This is a genomic window from Edwardsiella ictaluri ATCC 33202 (assembly GCF_000264785.1).
GTDB classification, from domain to species: Bacteria; Pseudomonadota; Gammaproteobacteria; order Enterobacterales; family Enterobacteriaceae; genus Edwardsiella; species Edwardsiella ictaluri.
This window is the reverse complement of sequence record NZ_AFJI01000060.1, coordinates 50609-71840: the sequence shown is the minus strand read 5'-3', so window position 1 is coordinate 71840 and position 21232 is coordinate 50609. Positions and strand designations below refer to the sequence as shown.

Here is a 21232-nt window from a genome sequence, read left to right as displayed (position 1 = left end):
TGACGGCGGGGGGATACGGTTTTCTTATTTTGGAAGCATGTCAATGGCAACAATACATGTAGACGGCAAAGAGTATGACGTCGACGGGGCGGATAACCTGCTGCAGGCCTGTCTTTCCCTGGGGCTCGACATACCCTACTTTTGCTGGCATCCGGCGCTGGGCAGCGTCGGCGCCTGCCGCCAGTGTGCGGTCAAGCAGTACCAGAACGCGGAGGATACCCGCGGGCGACTGGTGATGTCCTGTATGACGCCGGCCGCCGATGGCACCTATATCTCCATCGATGATGAAGAGGCCAAGCGGTTTCGTGAGAGCGTGGTGGAGTTTTTGATGACCAACCACCCGCACGACTGCCCGGTGTGTGAGGAGGGCGGCAACTGTCACCTGCAGGATATGACCGTGATGACCGGCCACCGCCTGCGCCGCTACCGCTTTACCAAGCGTACCCATGAAAACCAGGCGCTGGGCCCCTTTATCTCCCACGAGATGAACCGCTGCATCGCCTGCTACCGCTGCGTGCGCTATTACAAGGATTATGCCGACGGCACCGACTTCGGCGTCTACGGCGCCCACGATAACGTCTACTTTGGCCGCCCGCAGAGCGGCACGCTGGAGAGTGAGTTTTCCGGCAACCTGGTGGAGATCTGTCCGACCGGGGTGTTCACCGACAAGACCCACTCTGAGCGCTACAATCGCAAGTGGGATATGCAGTTTGCCCCCAGCGTCTGCCAGCAGTGCAGCGTCGGTTGTAACACCAGCCCCGGCGAGCGTTACGGCGAGCTGCGCCGTATCGAGAACCGCTTCAACGGCACCGTGAACCACTACTTCCTGTGCGATCGCGGCCGCTTCGGCTACGGCTATGTCAACCTCAAGGATCGTCCGCGCCGACCGCAGCAGCGTCGCGGGACGGACTGGATCGATCTCAACGCTGAGCAGGCGCTGCAGGGCGGGGCCGATATTCTGCGCCGCGCCAGCAAGGTGATCGGCATCGGTTCACCGCGCGCCAGCGTCGAGAGCAACTTCGCCCTGCGTGAGCTGGTGGGGGCGGAGAACTTCTACAGCGGCATCGACGTGGGCGAGCTGAAGCGCCTGAATCTGATGTTATCGGTGCTGCGCGACGGTGGTATTTACACGCCGTCCCTGCGCGAGATGGAGCAGTACGATGCGGTGCTGATCCTCGGTGAGGATGTGACCCAGACGGCAGCGCGCATCGCGCTGGCCCTGCGTCAGGCGGTGAAGGGCAAGGCGCAGGCCATGGCCGCTGCCCAGCGGGTGGCCGACTGGCAGATCGCCGCGGTGCAGAACATCGGCCAGCACGCCAAATACCCGCTGTTTATCACCAGTATTGATGAAACTCGCCTGGATGACATCGCCGCCCTGAATTACTGCGCGCCGGTGGCTGATCAGGCGCGCTTAGGCTTTGCCGTGGCGCATGCGCTGGATGAAAACGCGCCGGCGGTGGAGGGGCTGTCGGATGAGGTGCGCCGTCAGGCCGATATTATCGCCCAGGCGCTGGCCGGTGCGCGCAAACCCCTGATCGTGACCGGCAGCGGGGCGGGCTATACCCCGATGATCGAGGCGGCGGCCAACGTGGCACGCGCGCTGAAGCAGCGTGCGCTGGAGGTCGGCATCACCTTTGTTCCGGCAGAAGCCAACAGCATGGGGCTGGCGATGATGGATGCCTCCTCGCTGGATAACGCGCTGGTGCAGCTGGAGCAGGGCTATGCCGATACCGCGATCGTGCTGGAGAACGACCTGTACCGTCATGCGCCGTCGGCGCGCGTCGATGCGGTACTGGCCAAGGCCAACGGTCTGATCGTCATCGATCATCAGCGCACAGCCATCATGGATCGCGCCGATCTGGTGCTCTCCGCCGCCAGTTTTGCCGAAAGCGATGGCACCCTGGTTAATCAGGAAGGGCGTGCCCAGCGTTTCTTCCAGGTGTTTGAACCGGCGTTTTATGACGATCCGCAGAAGAAAGCCCCGACCATTGTGTTGGAGGGCTGGCGCTGGCTGCATGCGCTGCGGGTCAGCGCCGGGCAACAGGCGCCGGACTGGACTCAGCTCGATCAGGTGATCGCCGATTGCGTGCAGAACTGTCCGCAGTTTGCCGGGATGGTCGACGCGGCGCCAAACGCCGCCTTCCGGGTACGCGGGCAGAAGCTGGCTCGTGAGCCGCTGCGCTACAGCGGGCGCACCTCGATGCTGGCCAATATCAGCGTCCACGAGCCGCGCCAGCCGCAGGATAAGGACACCGCCTTTGCCTTCTCGATGGAGGGCTACAGTGCGCCGCAGGCCGAGCGTCAGGAGTTTGCCTTTGCCTGGGCGCCGGGCTGGAACTCGCCACAGGCCTGGAACAAGTTCCAGGATGAGGTCGGCAGCCATCTGCGTTTCGGCGATCCGGGCGTGCGCCTGATCGCGGCCGGTGACGGCGGATTACCCTATTTCACCCAGGTCCCGGCGCCGTATCAGGTGCACGGCTGGGTGATCGCCCCTTACTACCATCTGTTCGGCAGCGACGAGCTGACCCAGCGTGCGCCGGTGATCCAGCGCCGCATGCCGCAGGCCTGCGTGCGGGTCTGCCCGGAGGATGCGGCGCGGATGGGGGCAGCGGAGGGGGCGACGATCGAACTGAGCTGCGCCGGTGAGGTGCTGCGTCTGCCGCTGCAGATTAGCCGCCGCCTGCAGCCGGGCCAGGTCGGTCTGCCGCTGGGTATGCCGGGGGTCGCGCCGGTGTTGAATGGCGTTAAAGTGGATTACATGCGGGAGGCTGCGGTATGAGCGTAATAACGCCGGATACGGTGGAGATCCTTCTCACCGTGCTGAAGGCTGTGGTGATCCTGCTGGTGGTGGTCACCTGCGGGGCCTTTATGAGCTTCGGTGAACGCCGTCTGCTGGGGCTGTTCCAGAACCGCTATGGGCCAAGTCGGGTCGGGTGGGGCGGTTCGCTGCAGCTGGTGGCGGATATGATCAAGATGTTCTTCAAGGAGGACTGGGTTCCGCCGTTCACCGATCGCCTGATCTTTACCCTGGCGCCGATGATCGCCTTCTGCTCGCTGCTGCTCTCGTTTGCCATCGTGCCGGTGGCGCCGGGCTGGATGGGGGCCGACCTTAACATCGGCATCCTGTTTTTCCTGATGATGGCCGGGCTGGCGGTGTATGCGGTGCTGTTCGCCGGCTGGTCGAGCAACAACAAATACTCTCTGCTGGGGGCGATGCGTGCCTCGGCACAGACCCTGAGCTACGAGGTGTTCCTGGGTCTTTCGCTGATGGGGGTAGTGGCACAGGCCGGTTCCTTCAATATGCAGGTGATCGTCGATTCGCAGACCCATCTGTGGAACATCATTCCGCAGTTCTTCGGCTTCCTGACCTTTATCATCGCCGGTGTCGCGGTGTGTCACCGTCACCCGTTCGACCAGCCGGAGGCCGAACAGGAGCTGGCCGACGGCTACCATATCGAATACTCCGGGATGAAGTTCGGTCTGTTCTTCGTCGGTGAATACATCGGTATCGTCACCATTTCAGCGCTGATCGTCACCCTGTTCTTCGGCGGCTGGCACGGGCCGTGGCTGCCGCCGTTTATCTGGTTTGCCATCAAGACGGCGTTCTTTATGGTGATGTTTATTCTGGTACGCGCCTCCCTGCCGCGTCCCCGCTATGACCAGGTGATGGCCTTCGGCTGGCGTATTTGCCTGCCGTTGACGCTGATCAACCTGTTGGTCACGGCGGCTGTCATTTTGTATCACGCTCAGTAAAAGGGGTGAGTGTAACCATGACATTGAAAGAGTTAGTGGTTGGTTTCGGCACCCAAGTACGCAGCCTGTGGATGATAGGCCTGCATGCTTTCGCCAAACGCGAAACCAAAATGTATCCGGAGGAGCCGGTATATCTGCCGCCACGCTACCGCGGCCGTATCGTACTGACGCGCGATCCGGATGGCGCCGAGCGCTGCGTAGCCTGCAACCTGTGTGCGGTGGCCTGTCCGGTCGGCTGTATCTCGCTGCAGAAGGCAGAGACGGAGGATGGCCGCTGGTATCCGGAGTTTTTCCGCATCAACTTTTCCCGCTGTATTTTCTGCGGCATGTGCGAGGAGGCCTGTCCGACCACGGCCCTGCAGTTGACGCCGGATTTTGAGATGGGGGAGTTCCGTCGTCAGGATCTGGTGTATGAGAAAGAGGATCTGCTGATTTCCGGGCCGGGGAAATATCCCGACTACAACTTTTACCGTATGGCCGGTATGGCGATCGATGGCAAAGCCAAGGGCGAGGCCGAAAACGAAGCCAAACCGATCGATGTCAAAGGTCTGTTGCCCTAAGGAGCCGAGCATGGAATTTGCCTTTTACGCTGCGGCGCTGGTAGCCGTGTTGGCGACGATCCGCGTGATCACCCACACCAATCCGGTGCATGCGCTGCTGTATCTGATCGTCTCTCTGCTGGCGGTGGCGGCGGTGTTCTTCTCCCTCGGTGCTTACTTTGCCGGGGCGCTGGAGATCATCGTCTACGCCGGTGCCATCATGGTGCTGTTTGTCTTCGTGGTGATGATGCTCAACCTGGGTCACTCGGTGGTCGAGCAGGAACGGGCCTGGCTGCGGCCCGGCGTATGGATCGGTCCGGCGCTGTTGTCGCTGATCCTGCTGGCGGTGGTGCTGTATGCGATTAGTACCCTGCAGGGCGGTTTCACCGATGGGCGCGCCGTAGATGCCAAGGCGGTGGGGATTGCCCTGTTCGGGCCCTATGTGCTGGCGGTGGAGCTGGTTTCTATGTTGCTGCTGGCCGGTCTGGTGGTGGCCTTCCACATTGGCCGTGAGCACCATCCGGGCGATGTACTGAGCAATAAGACCGCGTCCCAGGGGACGGCGGCGATGGCAGTACGTAATAAAGCGGAGGAGCGCGCATGATCCCGTTACAACATGGGCTGATCCTGGCAGCCATTCTGTTTGCGCTGGGGCTGACCGGGCTGTTAATCCGCCGCAACCTGCTGTTTATGCTGATCAGTCTGGAGATCATGATCAACGCGGCGGCGCTGGCCTTTGTAGTGGCCGGCAGCGTCTGGGGCCAGGCCGACGGTCAGGTGATGTATATCCTGGCCATCAGCCTGGCGGCGGCGGAGGCCTCTATCGGCCTGGCGCTGTTGCTACAGCTGCATCGTCGCCGCAACACCCTGAATATTGATACTGTCAGTGAGATGCGCGGATGAATCTACTCTATTTAACCATTCTGCTGCCGCTGCTGGGATTTCTGATCCTGGCCTTTTCCCGCGGCCGTCTGTCGGAGAAGCACACCGCGATCATCGGGGTCGGATCCGTCGGTCTGGCTGCGCTGGTCACCCTGTACGTCGGTGCTGACTTTCTGAGTCACAATGCGGCCGGTGCGGCCTATAACCAGCATCTGTGGAACTGGATAGCGGTCGGTAACTTTACCATTCCGGTGACCCTCAGCCTGGATGGCCTGTCGCTGACCATGCTGTCGGTGGTGACCGGTGTCGGCTTCCTGATCCACCTGTTCGCCTCATGGTATATGCGCGGGGAGGAGGGCTACTCGCGCTTCTTCGCCTATACCAACCTGTTTATCGCCAGCATGGTGGTACTGGTGCTGGCTGATAACCTGATGCTGATGTATCTGGGCTGGGAAGGGGTGGGGTTGTGCAGCTATCTGTTGATCGGATTCTACTACAGCAATCCGGCCAACGGCGCGGCGGCGATGAAGGCGTTCATCGTCACCCGCGTCGGCGACGTGTTCCTGGCCATCGGGCTGTTTATCCTCTATCACCAGCTGGGTACCCTGAATATCCGTGAGCTGATGATCCTGGCGCCGCAGCAGCTGGCGGTCGGTTCGCCTGTCATTACCTGGGCGACCCTGATGCTGCTGGGCGGCGCAGTGGGTAAATCGGCCCAGCTGCCGTTGCAGACCTGGCTTGCCGATGCCATGGCCGGTCCGACGCCGGTCTCTGCCCTGATCCACGCCGCGACTATGGTGACCGCCGGGGTGTACCTGATCGCCCGGACCCATGGCCTGTTCGTGATGGCACCGGAGGTGCTGCATCTGGTGGGCATTATCGGTGCCGTTACGCTGGTGTTGGCCGGTTTTGCTGCGCTGGTACAGACGGACATCAAGCGGGTGCTGGCCTATTCAACCATGAGCCAGATAGGCTATATGTTCCTAGCGCTGGGCGTGCAGGCCTGGGACGCCGCGATTTTCCATCTGATGACTCACGCCTTCTTTAAGGCGCTGCTGTTCCTCTCATCCGGCTCGGTTATTCTGGCCTGCCACCATGAGCAGAACATCTTCAAGATGGGGGGACTGCGCCACAAGCTGCCGTTGACCTACCTGTGTTTCCTGGTGGGCGGTGGTGCCCTGGCAGCGCTGCCGCTGGTCACAGCCGGCTTCTACAGTAAGGATGAGATCTTGTGGGGCGCGCTGGCCTCGGGCCATGTCAACCTGATGATGGCCGGGCTTATCGGCGCCTTCCTGACCTCGCTGTATACCTTCCGGATGATCTTCATCGTGTTCCACGGCGAGGCGCATACCCAGGCCCATGAGGTGAAGGGGCTGAGCCACCATCTGCCGCTGATCGTGCTGATGATCCTCTCCACCTTCATCGGGGCGCTGATCACCCCGCCGCTGACAGGGGTGCTGCCCGCCATGCCGCAAGGTGAAGGGGGCAAGGTGATGCTGGAGGTGGTATCGGCCATCGTCGCCATCGCCGGGGTACTGCTGGCCGCGCGTCTCTATCTGGGGCAGCGCACTCTGGTCAATGGCATTGCCAACAGCGCGCCGGGACGTTTTCTCTCCACGTGGTGGTTCCATGCCTGGGGATTCGACTGGCTGTACCGGCAGATCTTTATTAAGCCATTTAAGGCCATCGCCTGGCTGCTGCAGCGTGATCCGCTCGATCGCATGATGAACCTGTTTGCGCTGGTGGCCCGCTTGGGAAACCGCGTTCTGGCCGTCAGCGAAAACGGGCAGCTGCGCTGGTATGCAGCGTCGATGGGTGTTGGGGCAGTGGTCATTCTGGCGCTGTTGTTATTGGTTAAGTGAATCTCGTTAAAGCGGGTGAGGGGACGACCCCTGTCTCCTCCGTTTGAATGTATTCAGAATAAGGGAAACCAAACGCCATGTTATTACCTTGGCTAATTCTTATCCCGCTGATTGGCGGCCTGCTGTCCTGGCAGGGCGAGCGTCTGGGGCTGAAAGCGCCGCGCTGGATTGCGCTGCTGGCCATGGGCCTGACGCTGGTGCTGTCGCTCTACCTGTGGCTGCAGGGCAACTATGGCCTGACTCAGGCGGCGGGTATTCCGCAGTGGCAGTCCAGCTTTATGGTGCCGTGGATCCCGAGCCTGGGCATCTCTTTCCACCTGGCGCTCGACGGTCTGTCACTGCTGATGGTGGTGCTTACCGCGCTGCTGGGGGTGCTGGCCATCCTCTGCTCCTGGAATGAGATCCATAGGTATCAGGGTTTCTTCCACCTTAACCTGCTGTGGATCCTGGCAGGGGTATTCGGCGTCTTCCTGGCCATCGACATGTTCCTGTTCTTCTTCTTCTGGGAAATGATGCTGGTGCCGATGTACTTCCTGATCGCCCTGTGGGGCCATAAGGGATCCGACGGCAAGACGCGTATTACCGCGGCGACCAAGTTCTTCATCTATACCCAGGCCAGCGGTCTGGTGATGCTGATCGCCATCTTCGGCCTGGTGTGGGTGCACTACAACGCCACCGGGGTGCTGAGCTTTGACTATGAGGTACTGCTCAATACGCCGATGAGCCACACGGTGCAGTATCTGCTGATGCTGGGTTTCTTTATCTCCTTTGCGGTGAAGATGCCGGTGGTGCCGCTACACGGCTGGTTGCCGGACGCGCACAGTCAGGCGCCGACCGCAGGCTCCGTCGACCTGGCCGGTATCCTGCTGAAGACCGCCGCCTACGGCCTACTGCGCTTCAGCCTGCCGCTGTTCCCGCAGGCGTCGCACGAATTTGCGCCGATTGCGATGGCTCTGGGGGTGATCGGGATTTTCTACGGCGCCTGGATGGCTTATATCCAGACGGATATTAAACGCCTGATTGCCTATACCTCGGTATCGCACATGGGCTTTGTGATGATCGCCATCTACTCCGGCAGCCAGCTGGCGTTCCAGGGGGCGGTGGTACAGATGATCGCGCATGGCCTCTCTGCCGCCGGGCTGTTCATCATTACCGGTCAGCTGTATGAGCGTCTGCATACCCGCGATCTGCGCGAGATGGGGGGCCTGTGGGGGCGTCTGAAGTATCTGCCTGCGCTATCGCTGTTTTTCGCGGTGGCGACCCTGGGAATGCCGGGTACCGGGAACTTTGTCGGTGAATTTATGATTATGTTCGGCAGCTTCCAGGTGGTGCCGGTAACGACGGTGGTCGCCAGCTTTGGTCTGGTATTTGCGTCTGTCTATTCGCTGGTAATGATGCAGCGCGCTTACTACGGTGTGCCAAAGTCAGACCAACCCTTGGCCAATCTGAGCGTGCGTGAGCTGTCGCTCATTCTGCTGCTGGTGGTACTGCTGGTACTGCTGGGGATCTTCCCGCAGCCGGTGCTGGACACCTCCAGCGCGGCGATGGGCAATATTCAGCATTGGTTCGCTTCTGCTTCAACTTTAACCACAAGGCCGTAAATCGCCATGACAATAACTCCTCAAAATCTGATCGCACTGCTACCGCTGTTGATCGTCGGATTGACGGTGGTGGTTGTGATGCTGTGCATTGCGTGGCGACGCAACCACTTCGTCAACGCGACGGTGACCGTGATTGGCCTGAACGCAGCGTTGCTGTCGCTGTTTCTGGTGGCCGCCGCGGTGCCCAGCGACATTACTCCGCTGGTGCATGTGGACGGCTTCTCGATGCTCTACACCGCGCTGGTGCTGCTTTCCGCGCTGGCGACCTGCACCTTTGCCTATCCGTGGCTGCAGGGCTATCCGGATAACCGCGATGAGTTTTACCTGCTGGTGCTGATCGCCACACTGGGCGGGATCCTGCTGGCCTGCGCCAACCATCTGGCGGCGCTGTTTTTGGGGGTAGAACTTATCTCCCTGCCGCTATTCGGTCTGGTGGGTTACGCCTATCGTCAGAAGCGCTCGCTGGAGGCGGCGATAAAGTACGCTATCCTTTCGGCCGCTGCGTCCGCCTTCCTGCTGTTCGGCATGGCGCTGCTGTACGCGCAGTCCGGTGACCTCTCTTTCGCCGGTCTGGGCTATGCGCTGGGCGGCCGTATGCTGGCCCAGCCACTGGTGCTGGCAGGGCTTGGCATGATGCTGGTGGGCTTCGGCTTTAAACTGTCTCTGGTGCCGTTCCAGCTGTGGACGCCGGATGTCTACCAGGGGGCGCCGGCGCCGGTGTCGACCTTTCTGGCGACTGCCAGCAAGATCGCCATCTTTGCGGTGCTGCTGCGTCTGTTTGTTCTGCTGCCGGCGACCGACAGCGAGGCGGTACGCGTGGTGCTGGGTGTTATCGCTTTCTGCTCCATCCTGTTCGGTAACCTGATGGCGGTAACCCAGAGCAACATTAAACGTCTGCTGGGCTACTCCTCTATCGCCCATCTGGGCTATCTGCTGGTAGCGCTGATCGCCGTGCAGAGCGAGGGCATTGCGATCGAGACTGCCGGGGTCTATCTGGCCGGCTATCTGTTTGCCAGCCTGTCGGCTTTCGGCATCGTCAGCCTGATGTCCAGCCCTTACAGCGGGCCAGACGCCGAGTCGCTTTACTCCTATCGCGGCCTGTTCTGGCATAAGCCGATTCTGTCGGCGGTGATGACCGTATCCATGCTCTCCCTGGCCGGTATCCCGATGACTCTGGGCTTTATCGGTAAGCTGTTTGTGGTGATGGCGGGCGTCAGCGCCGGGTTGTGGTGGCTGGTGGGGGCGGTGGTGGTCGGCAGTGCTATCGGCCTCTATTACTACCTACGCGTTGCCGTCAGTATGTATCTGCGCGCGCCGCAGACGCTGATCCGCGATACCCCGAACAACTGGGCGCTCACCGCCGGTGGTGTGGTGGTACTGCTCTCAGGCGTGTTGGTGGTGTTGACGGGGCTCTTCCCGCAGACGCTGATTTCGCTGGTGCAGCTGGCGCAGCCGCTGCCCTGATGGGAGTGACACGATGAGATAATGCCGGGCCATGGGCCCGGCATTTTTTTCATCTAGCGGGTAATAGAAAAGAAGAGATCGCAGGCAAAGGCGCTGATGAAGAAAATACACAGGCGGATCCAGAGACTCTCCACGCCCAACATGGTCGATAACAGGGTTATCCCGAGGCTGAAGATAATGATGACGAGCAGATTTGGCCAGGTATACATCGCGCTCCCCCTCAGGATGCTGCGGCCCCGGCAAAGCCGGGGCGATGAGATTGATTATGCGCCAGCGGGTGCGTAATGAAAACGTCGGGTTATAACAGGTCGAAGTGGGCGCTTTTGACCCGCTGGACGTCGGTGCCGATAAATACGTTGATGCGCCCCGGTTCGCTGACCTGTTGCATCTGGGCGTTCCAGAAGCGTAGCTGCTGCGGTGTCAGGGTAAAGCTGACGCGGCGGCGTTCGCCCGGCTGCAGCATCACCTTGTGGAAGTCCTGTAGGCTCTTCAGCGGACGGCTGATGCTGGCCACCGGATCCTGCAGGTAGAGCTGCAGGACCGTGGCACCGGCGCGCGGACCCGCATTGGTGACGGTGATGCTGGCCTCAATCTTACCATTGCGTGCCATCTGCGGCGCCGACAGGGTAATCTCCGACAGCGTGAAGCGGGTATAGCTCAGACCATAGCCGAAGGGGTAGAGCGGGCCGTTGGCCTCATCAAAATAGTGCGATGTGTACTTCTCCGGCTTTTGCGGATCGTAGGGGCGGCCGGTATTCAGTCGGCTGTAGTAGGTGGGGATCTGGCCGACGGAGCGCGGGAAAGAGATGGGCAACTTGCCGGAGGGGTTTACGTCGCCGAACAGAACATCCGCGACCGCGTTGCCGCCCTCGGTGCCGGGGAACCAGCTCTCCAGGATGGCGTCGGCCTGCTGATCTTCGCGAACCAGGGTCAGCGGGCGACCATTCATCAAGACCAGTACCAGCGGCTTGCCGGTCTGCTTGAGGGCGGCAATCAGATCCCGCTGGCTCTGCGGCAGATCGATGTGGGTGCGGCTGGAGGCCTCGTGGGCCATTCCCTGCGCCTCACCGACGACCGCTACCACCACATCGGCCTGTCTGGCCACGGCGACCGCTTCATCGATCATCGCCTGGGCGGGACGCGGGTCGATGCTGACGGACGGGCCGTACTGATTGAGAAACTGGAGAATGTCCGCGTCATTGCTGATGTTGGCGCCGCGTGCGTACAGTACGCGGCCATAGTTGGCCATGGCATGGCGGATCCCGCTGAGAAGGGTGACGGCCTGCGCGGGCTTACCGGCGGCTGACCAGCTGCCGATCACATCGCGCTGGCTGTCGGCCAGCGGACCGACAACGGCGAGGGTGCCGCGGCGCGCCAGGGGCAGGGTATCCAGGCGGTTTTTCAACAGCACCAGCGTTTGGGCGGCAACCGTGCGCGCCTCGGCGCGGTGCAGTCGGCTTTCGGCGTCGGTGTCCTGGGGATCGCTGCCGATGGGGCCGAGATGGCGATAGGGATCGTGGAACAGCCCCATGTCGTACTTCACATTCAGGACGTGGCGACAGGCGTCATCGACGGCGGCGGCGCTGACCCGGCCGCTTTTCACCAGTCCCGGCAGGTACTGGCTGTAGTACTCGTCGCTCATGCTCATATCGATACCGGACTGGATCGCCAGGCGTACCGCATCCTGGGGATCGCGGGCGACGCCGTGGTTAATCAGTTCCTTAATGGCGCCGTGATCGCTGATGGTGATGCCCTGAAATCCCCACTGGTCGCGCAGCAGGGTTTTTAGCAGCCAGGGGTCGGCGCTGGCCGGGGTACCGTTAATGGCGTTCAGGGAGACCATCACACCGCCGCTGCCGGCGTCCAGCGCCGCCTTGTACGGGGGAAGATAGTCCTGGAACATGCGCTGGGGGCTCATATCGACGCTGTTGTAGTCGCGTCCGCCTTCAACGGTGCCGTAGAGCGCATAGTGTTTGACGCTGGTCATCAGCGCATGGCGATCGCCCGGGTGACGCCCCTGCATCGCCTTGACCATCAGACGTCCCATTTCCGAGGTGAGATAGGTATCTTCGCCAAAGCCTTCTGAGGTGCGTCCCCAGCGCGGGTCGCGGGTGATGTCGACCATCGGTGCCCAGGTCATGTTCAGCCCGTCTTCGCTGGCCTCATAGGCGGAGACGCGCCCGACGGTGCTAACCAGCTCGCGATCCCAGCTGGCTGCCAGCCCCAGGCTGATGGGAAATACCGTACGTTGCCCGTGGATGACGTCATAGGCGAAAAACAGCGGAATTTTCATTCGACTGTGCCGTACGGCCTGATCCTGCATGCCGCGGATCCCGGTTCGGGTGACGGTATTAAAAATCGCCCCGACCTGCCCCTCGGCGATCATGGTATATACCCTGTCTTTGGGGTTATCGGGGCCGACGCTGATCAGCCGCAGCTGGCCGATCTTTTCCGCGAGGGTCATTCGCTGCAGCATCTGGGTGACAAAGGCATCGCGGGGCAGGGCGGGATCGGGCCACTGGCTGGGATAGGGGGGCGTCCCGGCCAGTGTCGGCGTCGTCAACAGAGTGCTGATCAGGCTGAATGAGCAGAGCCATTTCATGATGTGTAAATTCCCTTTGCCTGGGCTGCACGCGGCAGCGTCATCGGATCGGTATCGGCCTCTCCCTGAGGGGCGCTGCTTGACGTGATACGCGGATCATCACGCAGGCTGGGAGCGGCCTTTTAAGCTGATATATTATACAACTGAATATATTTTATCTGATTTATATTCGTTCTGGATTGGCGGGGGAGGAGGGCGGGAGATTTCAGGCGCCGGCATCGGCGCCTGAGACGGGTCAGCGCGTTTTTTTCTGCGGCATCATCAGCAGCAGCGCGTTATCGCGGATGACATAGTGGTGGAACAGCGCGGCGGCGGTATGCATGGCGATCAGGGCGTAGCCGAGGTTGGCCAGCACCACGTGCCACTCTTTTATCATGGACTTTATGGCCGGATCCGGCGTGACCCAGGGGGCGATGGTCAGTCCAAACAGCGACCAGCTTTTACCGCTGTAGGCCATCAAGGCGATGCCCAGCAGCGGGATAGCCAGGAACCAGAGATAGAGCGTCAGGTACATCATGCGCGCCGCCAGATGCTGCCAGCGCGGCGGTGGTGGCAGGATCGGCGGATCTGGCAGAATGTGACGCAGCCCAAGACGTATCAGCATCGCAATCCATATCAGCACGCCGGCATTGTAGTGAACTTCACGCATCAATAGATAGGCCGGTGAATTCTTGGTAAACAGCCCGCGGAACTCAATACTGATATAGGCGATAGCAATCAGCAGCAGCGTTATCCAGTGCAGGGATATTTGTATTTTACTAAAGCGTTGCATGGTCTCTCACTCTCATTGGAATGTAACATTGTAGACTAGCTGAGAAATATTAAGAGACCCTTAAAGGGTTTTCTATGATTTTATCCTGCGATGATGTCTTACACGTCACCCAACGACGCGAATGTCCGTACCTGTGGCAATTATATGATGCCGGGTTCAGCCTTTTCCATATGAGGACTCCATTGCTGAAAGTAGCGCCGGGCGTCAATTTTTTCAAAAATAGCGCCGTCGATCGCGCTATTTAGCGAGAGATTTTTAATGTCGATATTATTGGCCTTCATCACCTGGCTTGCATGCAGAAAGGCCGGGATGATCAGCGGTTCTACTTTATCGGCTAAAAAGGTCGGCAGCATGCTGGCCGGGGTTTCATAGAAGCGGGGGTGGTCGAAATTGTTCATATCCAGTCCGGCGATGAAGATCGTATTAAAACCAAGGTAGGTGATGATCTGCAGCGCCCAATAGACGACGGTGCCCGCGTCGAAGATACCACGGCGGATATCCTGGCTGAACCCAATGCTCTGCTCACTGTCGGAAAATTGTATGCTGCGGTCCTGCCCATAGTGCGCCCTAAGCTGGCGAGGTGTGAGGCTGGGGCAATAGACCTTTTCCGCGATATCCTCAATGATGGCCAGGCGGCAGCGGAGGGCGCTGAGGGTAAAGCGGCCGAGGATGCGGGCCATACCGTGAACGGTGGTAAACAGGGTTAATCCGCGCTGTTTAATCACCTCCAGAACGACGTCCGGACGCCGATCGATAAACCCCATATTGACGATGACGTAAAAAGTAAAGTCAACCTTGTGATGTAAAAAGTAGGCGCCGTTCACCCCGACGGCGGGCATGGCGGGGAGCTGCTCAAAACAGAGCGTATTGACCAACGGGCCGCTCGCCGTCAGCAGCACCTTACCGTGACTGCTGCGCTGCAGCTGGCTCAGCGGGACGATGGAGATCGTGTAGTCTAACATTATAATTTCACCGCTGTCGCCGCGCGTGATTTTGACGTATGGCTAAAGATTTTCGTTGTGGCGGTAGGGGCGTGGGTGGGAGTAACGGTACAGCTGTTTAAAAAATAGTTAATAAGTCATCCAATTATCTTGATATGTGGCGCGAGGTGTAGTTAACAGTCGTCATAATCACCCTATTTTTTGCGATATTTTTAGCCTGACGTCTTGTCTGCTGATGCTTTGTTTAAAACCGTGGTGCTCAGCCGCATGCCGGAAGGGGAGCCTCTCGGCGGTATTGTTTGCCGCTGTCGGAAAAAGCAGCACGGTCGTTGGGGTTTGCGGGGAGGGTGGCGACGAGTCTGCACTCCGTTATCGTCAATATTTTTACTAAAAAATAAAAGCAATGATCAACATTAATTATTGTGGGTGATATCACATATGTTTGATCCGTCGGCCTGGATCTCGGTTAATCAAAAAGCGGGGTATCGGTGGTATGGAGATCATAACCGTCGATAAATAATATACTGACTGAATAAATAGGATGGTATTTATCAAATATCCAGCAACTGACGCTATCGTATAATGGCATGAACTAATTGAGTGCTTTTTGAACAGATGGCCAAGGCTGAATCGCTCTGTTTCACATAAATATCCTTATCGCGTAAAAAAAGCCAGTCAACTTGATGAAGATCAACCACAGCGGGGGGGGCAAATCCTTAGCATTGCGCCCCTGAAAGCATTCCACCAGACGAATGCGCATAAACAGGAAACTGCAGAATGGTTGAGGATTCTTTTTTATCCGCTCACGGCATCAATCGTCGTGACTTTATGAAACTGTGCGCGGGCATGGCCGCCACACTAGGGTTAAGCTCCAATGCGGCGGCGGAAATGGCGGCAGCGATCACCAGTCCGCAGCGTCCTCCGGTTATCTGGATTGGTGCCCAGGAGTGTACCGGCTGTACCGAGGCCCTGCTGCGTTCCACGCACCCGACGCTGGAAACGCTGCTGCTGAATACCATCTCATTGGAATATCATGAGGTACTGTCATCAGCCTTCGGTCATCAGGTTGAAGAAAACCTGCACGACGCCATGGCGCGCTACAAGGGCAAATATGTCCTGGTGGTGGATGGCTCCATTCCGCTGAAAGACGGCGGCGTGTATTGTATGGTGGCCGGTGAGCCTATCGTCGATCAGATCCGTAAGGCAGCCGCCGATGCGGCTGCGGTGATCGCTATCGGCTCCTGCTCCGCCTGGGGCGGCGTTCCGGCCACCGGCGGTAACCCGACCGGCGCCGTCAGCCTGGAAGAGGCGCTGGGTCGTCCGGTGATCAATATCCCGGGCTGTCCGCCTAACCCGCATAACTTCCTGACCACCGTGGTCTACTACATCACCTATGGCAAGCTGCCGGAGCTGGACAGCAAGCACCGTCCGCTGTTCGCCTACGAGCGCCTGATCCACGAGAACTGCGAGCGTCGCCCGCACTTCGACGCTGGCCGCTTCGCCAAAGAGTTCGGTGACTATGGCCACCGTCAGGGCTGGTGTCTGTATCACCTTGGCTGTAAGGGGCCGGAAACCTACGGCAACTGCTCGACGCTGGAGTTCTGCGACATCGGCGGCGGCATCTGGCCGGTGGGTATCGGCCACCCATGCTACGGCTGTAACGAGCAGGGTGTCGGCTTTACCAAGGGGATCTTCCAGCTATCCAGCGTAGAGAATCCGACGCCGCGCGCAGAAAAACCGCTGGTGGATAACAAAGAGGGCGGGCATATTTCGCCGACGGCCACCGGCCTTATCGGCGGCGCGCTGGGGATCCTGGCCGGGGTGAGTCTGATGGCTGTGCGTGAGCTGGGTCGCCAGCAGCAGCGTAACCAGGCGGATCAACACGATTCACGGGAGGAGTAAACCGTGAACAGACGAAATTTTCTGAAGTTCGCCTCTGTCGGCGCGCTGGCGGCGGGCACAGCCGCTTCTGGCAGCGCCCAGGCTGCGGCTGAGAACAAGCCGCCGATCCCGACGGCGGTGGGGATGCTATATGACTCAACGTTGTGCGTGGGTTGCCAGGCCTGCGTTGCGGAGTGCCAGCGCCTGAACAAAAATCAGCTGAACCCGAACGGCGATCCGACCTGGTCCAACAATGACAAGCTGACTCCCTATACCAATAACATTATTCAGGTATGGCGTGATGGTAGCGGGGTCAACAAGGATCAGTTGGAAAACGGCTATGCCTATATCAAGAAGCAGTGCATGCACTGTGTCGATCCTAACTGCGTTTCCGTCTGCCCGGTATCGGCGCTGAAAAAGCACCCCGTCACCGGGATCGTCATGTACGATCCTGACGTCTGCACCGGCTGTCGCTATTGCATGGTGGCCTGCCCGTTCGACGTACCGAAGTATGATTACGATAACCCGTTCGGGGCGATTCACAAGTGTGAGCTGTGTAATCAGAAAGGGTTGGAGCGTATCGATCAGGGTAAGCTGCCGGGTTGTGTCGAGGTGTGTCCTGCCGGTGCAGTGATCTATGGTACCCGTGACGCGCTGCTGGCCGAGGCCAAGAAGCGTCTGGCAGCGCGTCCCGGTGCAGAGTATGCCTATCCGCGTCAGACCCTGCACAGTAACGACAGCTATCTGCATCCGGTCGCCCACTATCAGCCTTATGTGTATGGCGAGAAAGAGGGGGGAGGGACCCAGGTTCTGGTTCTGGCGGGCGTACCCTACGAGAAGCTGGGGATGCCGCAGTTGGATGCGCTGTCGACGGGCGCCCGTTCCGAGCATATTCAGCATACGCTGTACAAAGGCATGATCCTGCCGTTGGTGGTCCTGGCCGGTCTTTCGGTAATGACCTATCGAAACACCAAGAATCACCATGACGGAGACGATGATAATGAGTGAGCATAAAGCCAGTCCGCTCGGCGGGCGTCTGGTCAGTTGGCCCGTCGTGTTGCTGGCCCCGTTCATCCTGCTGTGCGGGATGTTTATCCTGAAACGTTTGATCTTTGGCATCGGCTCTGTCGCCGATCTGAACGGGGGATATCCCTGGGGGATCTGGATCGCCTTCGACCTGCTGATCGGCACCGGCTTTGCCTGTGGCGGCTGGGCGTTGGCCTGGGCGGTGTATGTGTTTAACCGCGGCGAGTATCATCCGTTGGTGCGCCCGGCGTTGCTGGCCAGCCTGTTCGGTTACTCCCTCGGCGGCCTTTCCATCACCATCGACGTCGGTCGTTACTGGAATCTGCCGTACTTCTACATTCCGGGGCACTTCAACACCTCCTCGGTACTGTTCGAGACGGCGGTCTGTATGACGGTGTACATCGGTGTCATGGCGCTGGAGTTCGCACCGGTGATCCTGGAGCGCTTCGGGTGGAAAGTGTCGCTGAAACGACTGAATAAAGTGATGTTCTTTATTCTGGCGTTGGGTGCGCTGCTGCCGACCATGCACCAGTCCTCTATGGGATCGCTGATGATCTCTGCCGGGAAGAAGGTGCATCCGCTGTGGCAAAGTTATGAGCTGCTGCCGTTACTGTCGGTGCTGACAGCCTTTATCATGGGCTTCGCCATCGTGGTTTTTGAAGGTTCGCTGGTGCAGGCGGGGTTGCGGGGCCGCGGTCCGGATGAGAAAACCCTGTTTGCCAAGCTGGTGCGGGTGATCCAGGTATTCCTGCTGCTGTTCCTGGTGCTGCGCTTCGGCGAACTGGCGATGCATGATAAACTGCATTACCTGTTCCAGTTCGACCGCTACTCCGTCAGCTTTTGGTGTGAGGCCATGCTGATGCTGTTCCCGCTGCTGGCATTCTGCTCTGCGCGCTGCCGTAAAGATTCACGCATTCTGTTTGTCGGCGCGCTGAGCATGTTGCTCGGCTCGGCACTGTGGCGCTTGAACTACTCGTTGCTGGCCTTTATGCCGGGTAACGGCTACGGATATTTTCCAACCTCTGAAGAGGTGCTGATTTCAATGGGCTTCGTGGCTATTGAAGTCGTTGCTTATTTGCTGCTGATCCGGTTGCTGCCGGTGTTGCCAGCGCTTGACCATTTAAAACACCAAGGTTATCAGGCCCAAGGGAAAGCTAAAGTATGAGCCAACGTATTACTATCGACCCGATTACCCGCATCGAGGGCCATCTGCGCATTGACTGCGAGATCGAAAACGGCAAAGTGACTAAAGCCTGGTCATCCGGCACTATGTGGCGTGGGATGGAAGACATCGTTAAGGGTAATGACCCACGCGATGCCTGGATGATCGTTCAGCGTATCTGCGGCGTATGTACCACCATCCACGCTATCGCCTCCGTCCGCGCGGTCGAAAGCGCCGTTGGGGCCAAGGTCCCGGTGAACGCGCAGTATATCCGTAACCTGATCCTGTCGGCGCACAGCATTCACGACCATATCGTGCACTTTTATCAGCTGTCGGCGATGGACTGGGTGGACATCACCTCCGCGCTGAAAGCCGATCCGAACAAGTGTGAGGCGATGCTGCAGGGCGTTTCCGCCTGGCAGCTGAACAGCGCCGGCGAGTTCGCCAAGGTACAGCAGAAGATCCGTAATCTGGTCGACAGCGGCCAACTGGGGATCTTTGCCAACGGCTACTGGGGCCACAAGGAGATGAAGCTCTCTCCAGAGGTGAACCTGATCGCTGTCGCCCACTACCTGCAGGCACTGGAGTGTCAGCGTGATGCCAACCGCGTCGTTGCCATCCTGGGCGGTAAGTCTCCGCATATCCAGAACCTGGCGGTCGGTGGGGTAGCCAACCCGATCAACCTGAACGCACCGAGCGTGCTCAACCTGGAGCGCCTGATGTACGTCAAGATGTTTATTGAACGTCTGGGCGACTTTATTGAGCAGGTGTACAAGGTGGATGCGGCGATCATCGCGGCCAACTACCCGGAGTGGATGACGCTGGGCCGCGGCGCTCAGCACTACCTGAGCGTGCCGGAGCTGCCGACTGACGGCGACGGTGGTAGCTTCCTGCTGCCGGGCGGCTACATTGAAAACGGCGACATGGCCAACTACCGTCCGATCAACAGCCAGCAGGATCCGTGGCTGATTGCCGGTATCGCCGAATCCAGCAAACACTCCTGGTACCAGGATGATGCCAACCTGAAGCCGTGGGAAGGGAAAACCGAGCCGAACTACACCGGCTGGCAGGAGGACGGTAAGTACTCCTGGGTGAAATCACCGACCCTGTACGGCAAGGTGGTCGAAGTCGGCCCGCTGGCCGATCTGCTGGTGAAGCTGGCGGCCAAGCATGAAGACACCGTCAAACATTACAACGAAGTCAATGGGCTGTACCAGAAGCTGACCGGCAAGACGCTGCAGGTCGAGCAGCTGCACTCCACCATGGGCCGTATCATTGGCCGCGCGGTGCGTTGCTGCGTGCTGAAAGATACCCTGATGATGCAGTGGCAGGCGCTGATCGACAATATTGGTAAGGGCGATCACGTGGCCTATATCCCGGCTGAAATTGACCCGAACAAAGAGTACCGTGGCGTTGGCTTCGAAGAGGCGCCGCGCGGTGCACTGTCGCACTGGATCGTCATCAAGGGTGGCAAGATCGCCAACTATCAGGCAGTGGTGCCATCAACCTGGAACTCCGGCCCGCGCAACGGACAGGATGAGCCGGGACCGTACGAGCAGGCGCTGGTTGGTACGCCGGTAGCAGACATCAACAAACCGCTGGAGGTGGTGCGTACCGTGCACTCCTTCGACCCCTGTATGTCCTGCGCTGTGCACGTGGTGAATACCCTGGACGGCGAAACCACCAAGGTAAAAATCCTGTAATGAATACGCTGATTCTCGGGATTGGAAACCTGCTGCTCAGCGATGAGGCTGTCGGCGTGCGTATTGTTGAGCGCCTACAGCGCGACTACCGCTTTCCGGCCAATGTCGAGCTGATGGATGGCGGTACCGCAGGAATGGAGCTGCTGGAGTACCTGGCCTGCCGCGATCACCTGATCGTGGTGGATGCCGTGTTCTGCGGTGGCGAGCCTGGCAGTATCATCACGCTGCGTGATGAGGAAGTCCCGGCGATGTTCAGCCGCAAGATTTCGCCTCATCAGCTGGGGCTGTCCGATGTACTGTCGGCACTGCGCCTGACGGACGAGTTTCCGAAGAAGCTGACGCTGGTCGGCATTGAGCCGCAGTCGCTGGAGCCGAACATTGGTTTGACGCCAGCGATCGCCAGCGCAGTGCCGGTGGCGATGGATAGGGTGTTGGCTATCCTGCGTGAGCAGGGGATCCAGGCCCTGCATCAGGGGGACATCCATGCACGTTGAGTTCCCGCACGATGAGCAGCCGGAGCAGGGCATGGTCGCCGGGCGCTTAGGGTTCGACAGCGATCCTGCCGCGCAGCTGATCGCACAGTATCAGCAGATCGCCGCGGGCGAAATGCACAGTCTGCCGTTCTATCGTGTAGGTATCCCGGTCAGTGCCGTGATGCGTCCGTTTGACGGGCAGTGGATCGGCTGCGTGCTGACGCCGTGGATGTTGAGCGTGGTGATCCTGCCGGGACCGGGGCAGGTGTGGCCGGTGCGTAAGATTGGCGATCGTCTGGCGTTGCAGCTGCCGCGCGGCAACATGACCTTTATGATCGGCGAACTGCCACAGAGCGGACAGTTACTCTCCTGTTCGCTGATGTCGCCTCTCGATCCCCATCTGGAGGCAGAGCAGGCCGAACAGCTGATGCACGATACGCTGACCATGCTGCTCTCCCTGCCGGTGGCGGAGACCCACGAGGTGGATCTTTCCCGGCGAGCGCTGTTCAGCCGTCGCGGTTAAGCGTCCATAAAAAAACACCCCGCAGCGCGGGGTGTTTTTTTATGGCCT

17 protein-coding genes and 1 pseudogene are annotated in these 21232 nt (G+C 59.5%); 14 read left to right on the top strand and 4 right to left on the bottom strand.

Going from position 1 to position 21232, the window contains the following annotated elements; translation table 11 throughout:
• Positions 1–43 precede the first annotated feature (43 nt).
• The 8 genes from nuoG to nuoN all read left to right on the top strand — a co-directional run bounded on the left by nuoG (position 44) and on the right by nuoN (position 10101).
• Positions 44–2779: an NADH-quinone oxidoreductase subunit NuoG gene (gene nuoG, locus EIEH_RS08915; RefSeq protein WP_015871947.1), complete on the top strand. Its 2736-nt coding sequence runs from the start codon at positions 44–46 to the stop codon at positions 2777–2779.
• Complete coding sequence (gene nuoH, locus EIEH_RS08910; RefSeq protein ID WP_015871946.1) at positions 2776–3753, top strand: NADH-quinone oxidoreductase subunit NuoH; 978 nt, start codon at positions 2776–2778, stop codon at positions 3751–3753. Before nuoG ends, nuoH begins: the two co-directional genes overlap by 4 nt.
• Before the next feature lie 17 nt (positions 3754–3770).
• Entirely contained in the window at positions 3771–4313 is a 543-nt protein-coding gene (gene nuoI / locus EIEH_RS08905; RefSeq protein ID WP_005288223.1) for an NADH-quinone oxidoreductase subunit NuoI, read from the top strand.
• A gap of 10 nt (positions 4314–4323) precedes the next feature.
• Entirely contained in the window at positions 4324–4896 is a 573-nt protein-coding gene (gene nuoJ / locus EIEH_RS08900) for an NADH-quinone oxidoreductase subunit J (protein WP_015871945.1), read from the top strand.
• Positions 4893–5195 (top strand): NADH-quinone oxidoreductase subunit NuoK, encoded by a 303-nt coding sequence (gene nuoK, locus EIEH_RS08895; protein WP_012849206.1) that lies wholly within the window; start codon positions 4893–4895, stop codon positions 5193–5195. Before nuoJ ends, nuoK begins: the two co-directional genes overlap by 4 nt.
• Complete coding sequence (gene nuoL, locus EIEH_RS08890) at positions 5192–7036, top strand: NADH-quinone oxidoreductase subunit L (RefSeq protein ID WP_015871944.1); 1845 nt, start codon at positions 5192–5194, stop codon at positions 7034–7036. The genes nuoK and nuoL overlap by 4 nt, the downstream gene beginning before the upstream one ends.
• A gap of 77 nt (positions 7037–7113) precedes the next feature.
• Positions 7114–8637: an NADH-quinone oxidoreductase subunit M gene (gene nuoM / locus EIEH_RS08885; RefSeq protein WP_015871943.1), complete on the top strand. Its 1524-nt coding sequence runs from the start codon at positions 7114–7116 to the stop codon at positions 8635–8637.
• A gap of 6 nt (positions 8638–8643) precedes the next feature.
• A complete protein-coding gene (gene nuoN / locus EIEH_RS08880; RefSeq protein WP_015871942.1) occupies positions 8644–10101 on the top strand; it encodes an NADH-quinone oxidoreductase subunit NuoN in 1458 nt (485 codons plus the stop codon).
• A 53-nt stretch (positions 10102–10154) separates the two neighbouring features.
• Here nuoN and EIEH_RS19375 read toward each other — a convergent pair whose 3' ends face one another.
• The 4 genes and pseudogenes from EIEH_RS19375 to EIEH_RS08865 form a co-directional block, all read right to left on the bottom strand.
• Positions 10155–10310 (bottom strand): hypothetical protein, encoded by a 156-nt coding sequence (locus EIEH_RS19375; protein WP_015871941.1) that lies wholly within the window; start codon positions 10308–10310, stop codon positions 10155–10157.
• Between the two features lie 89 nt (positions 10311–10399).
• Positions 10400–12703, bottom strand: coding sequence for a beta-glucosidase BglX (bglX, locus tag EIEH_RS08875; RefSeq protein WP_015871940.1), 2304 nt, complete (start codon positions 12701–12703; stop codon positions 10400–10402).
• Positions 12704–12938: 235 nt separating this feature from the next.
• Positions 12939–13475, bottom strand: a complete 537-nt coding sequence (locus tag EIEH_RS08870) for a cytochrome b (protein ID WP_015871939.1) — start codon at positions 13473–13475, stop codon at positions 12939–12941.
• Between the two features lie 140 nt (positions 13476–13615).
• A pseudogene (locus tag EIEH_RS08865) lies at positions 13616–14530 on the bottom strand (sugar glycosyltransferase).
• A gap of 663 nt (positions 14531–15193) precedes the next feature.
• On the opposite strand from EIEH_RS08865, the gene hybO reads away from it, so the two are divergent.
• The 6 genes from hybO to hybE are packed head-to-tail and all read left to right on the top strand — an operon-like array spanning position 15194 to position 21184.
• Positions 15194–16318: a hydrogenase 2 small subunit gene (hybO, locus tag EIEH_RS08860; RefSeq protein WP_015871935.1), complete on the top strand. Its 1125-nt coding sequence runs from the start codon at positions 15194–15196 to the stop codon at positions 16316–16318.
• A gap of 3 nt (positions 16319–16321) precedes the next feature.
• Complete coding sequence (gene hybA / locus EIEH_RS08855) at positions 16322–17305, top strand: hydrogenase 2 operon protein HybA (protein ID WP_015871934.1); 984 nt, start codon at positions 16322–16324, stop codon at positions 17303–17305.
• Positions 17298–18488, top strand: a complete 1191-nt coding sequence (gene hybB, locus EIEH_RS08850) for a Ni/Fe-hydrogenase cytochrome b subunit (RefSeq protein ID WP_015871933.1) — start codon at positions 17298–17300, stop codon at positions 18486–18488. The genes hybA and hybB overlap by 8 nt, the downstream gene beginning before the upstream one ends.
• Positions 18485–20188 carry a hydrogenase 2 large subunit gene (gene hybC / locus EIEH_RS08845; RefSeq protein WP_015871932.1) on the top strand — a complete coding sequence of 568 codons (1704 nt, stop codon included), beginning with the start codon at positions 18485–18487 and terminating at the stop codon, positions 20186–20188. Before hybB ends, hybC begins: the two co-directional genes overlap by 4 nt.
• On the top strand, positions 20188–20682 hold the full coding sequence (locus EIEH_RS08840) for a HyaD/HybD family hydrogenase maturation endopeptidase (protein WP_015871931.1): 495 nt from the start codon (positions 20188–20190) through the stop codon (positions 20680–20682). Before hybC ends, EIEH_RS08840 begins: the two co-directional genes overlap by 1 nt.
• A complete protein-coding gene (gene hybE / locus EIEH_RS08835; protein WP_035609304.1) occupies positions 20672–21184 on the top strand; it encodes a hydrogenase-2 assembly chaperone in 513 nt (170 codons plus the stop codon). The genes EIEH_RS08840 and hybE overlap by 11 nt, the downstream gene beginning before the upstream one ends.
• Positions 21185–21232 lie beyond the last annotated feature (48 nt).

Excerpts from the sequence above, each read along its gene's own strand:
- nuoK (WP_012849206.1), top strand. The coding sequence starts at position 4,893 with ATGATCCCGTTACAACATGGGCTGATCCTGGCAGCCATTCTGTTTGCG.
- nuoH (WP_015871946.1), top strand. The coding sequence starts at position 2,776 with ATGAGCGTAATAACGCCGGATACGGTGGAGATCCTTCTCACCGTGCTG.
- nuoI (WP_005288223.1), top strand. The coding sequence starts at position 3,771 with ATGACATTGAAAGAGTTAGTGGTTGGTTTCGGCACCCAAGTACGCAGC.
- nuoL (WP_015871944.1), top strand. The coding sequence starts at position 5,192 with ATGAATCTACTCTATTTAACCATTCTGCTGCCGCTGCTGGGATTTCTG.
- hybE (WP_035609304.1), top strand. The coding sequence starts at position 20,672 with ATGCACGTTGAGTTCCCGCACGATGAGCAGCCGGAGCAGGGCATGGTC.
- nuoM (WP_015871943.1), top strand. The coding sequence starts at position 7,114 with ATGTTATTACCTTGGCTAATTCTTATCCCGCTGATTGGCGGCCTGCTG.
- bglX (WP_015871940.1), bottom strand. The coding sequence starts at position 12,703 with ATGAAATGGCTCTGCTCATTCAGCCTGATCAGCACTCTGTTGACGACG.
- nuoN (WP_015871942.1), top strand. The coding sequence starts at position 8,644 with ATGACAATAACTCCTCAAAATCTGATCGCACTGCTACCGCTGTTGATC.
- hybB (WP_015871933.1), top strand. The coding sequence starts at position 17,298 with ATGAGTGAGCATAAAGCCAGTCCGCTCGGCGGGCGTCTGGTCAGTTGG.
- nuoJ (WP_015871945.1), top strand. The coding sequence starts at position 4,324 with ATGGAATTTGCCTTTTACGCTGCGGCGCTGGTAGCCGTGTTGGCGACG.
- EIEH_RS19375 (WP_015871941.1), bottom strand. The coding sequence starts at position 10,310 with ATGTATACCTGGCCAAATCTGCTCGTCATCATTATCTTCAGCCTCGGG.
- nuoG (WP_015871947.1), top strand. The coding sequence starts at position 44 with ATGGCAACAATACATGTAGACGGCAAAGAGTATGACGTCGACGGGGCG.
- hybO (WP_015871935.1), top strand. The coding sequence starts at position 15,194 with ATGGTTGAGGATTCTTTTTTATCCGCTCACGGCATCAATCGTCGTGAC.
- EIEH_RS08840 (WP_015871931.1), top strand. The coding sequence starts at position 20,188 with ATGAATACGCTGATTCTCGGGATTGGAAACCTGCTGCTCAGCGATGAG.
- EIEH_RS08870 (WP_015871939.1), bottom strand. The coding sequence starts at position 13,475 with ATGCAACGCTTTAGTAAAATACAAATATCCCTGCACTGGATAACGCTG.
- hybC (WP_015871932.1), top strand. The coding sequence starts at position 18,485 with ATGAGCCAACGTATTACTATCGACCCGATTACCCGCATCGAGGGCCAT.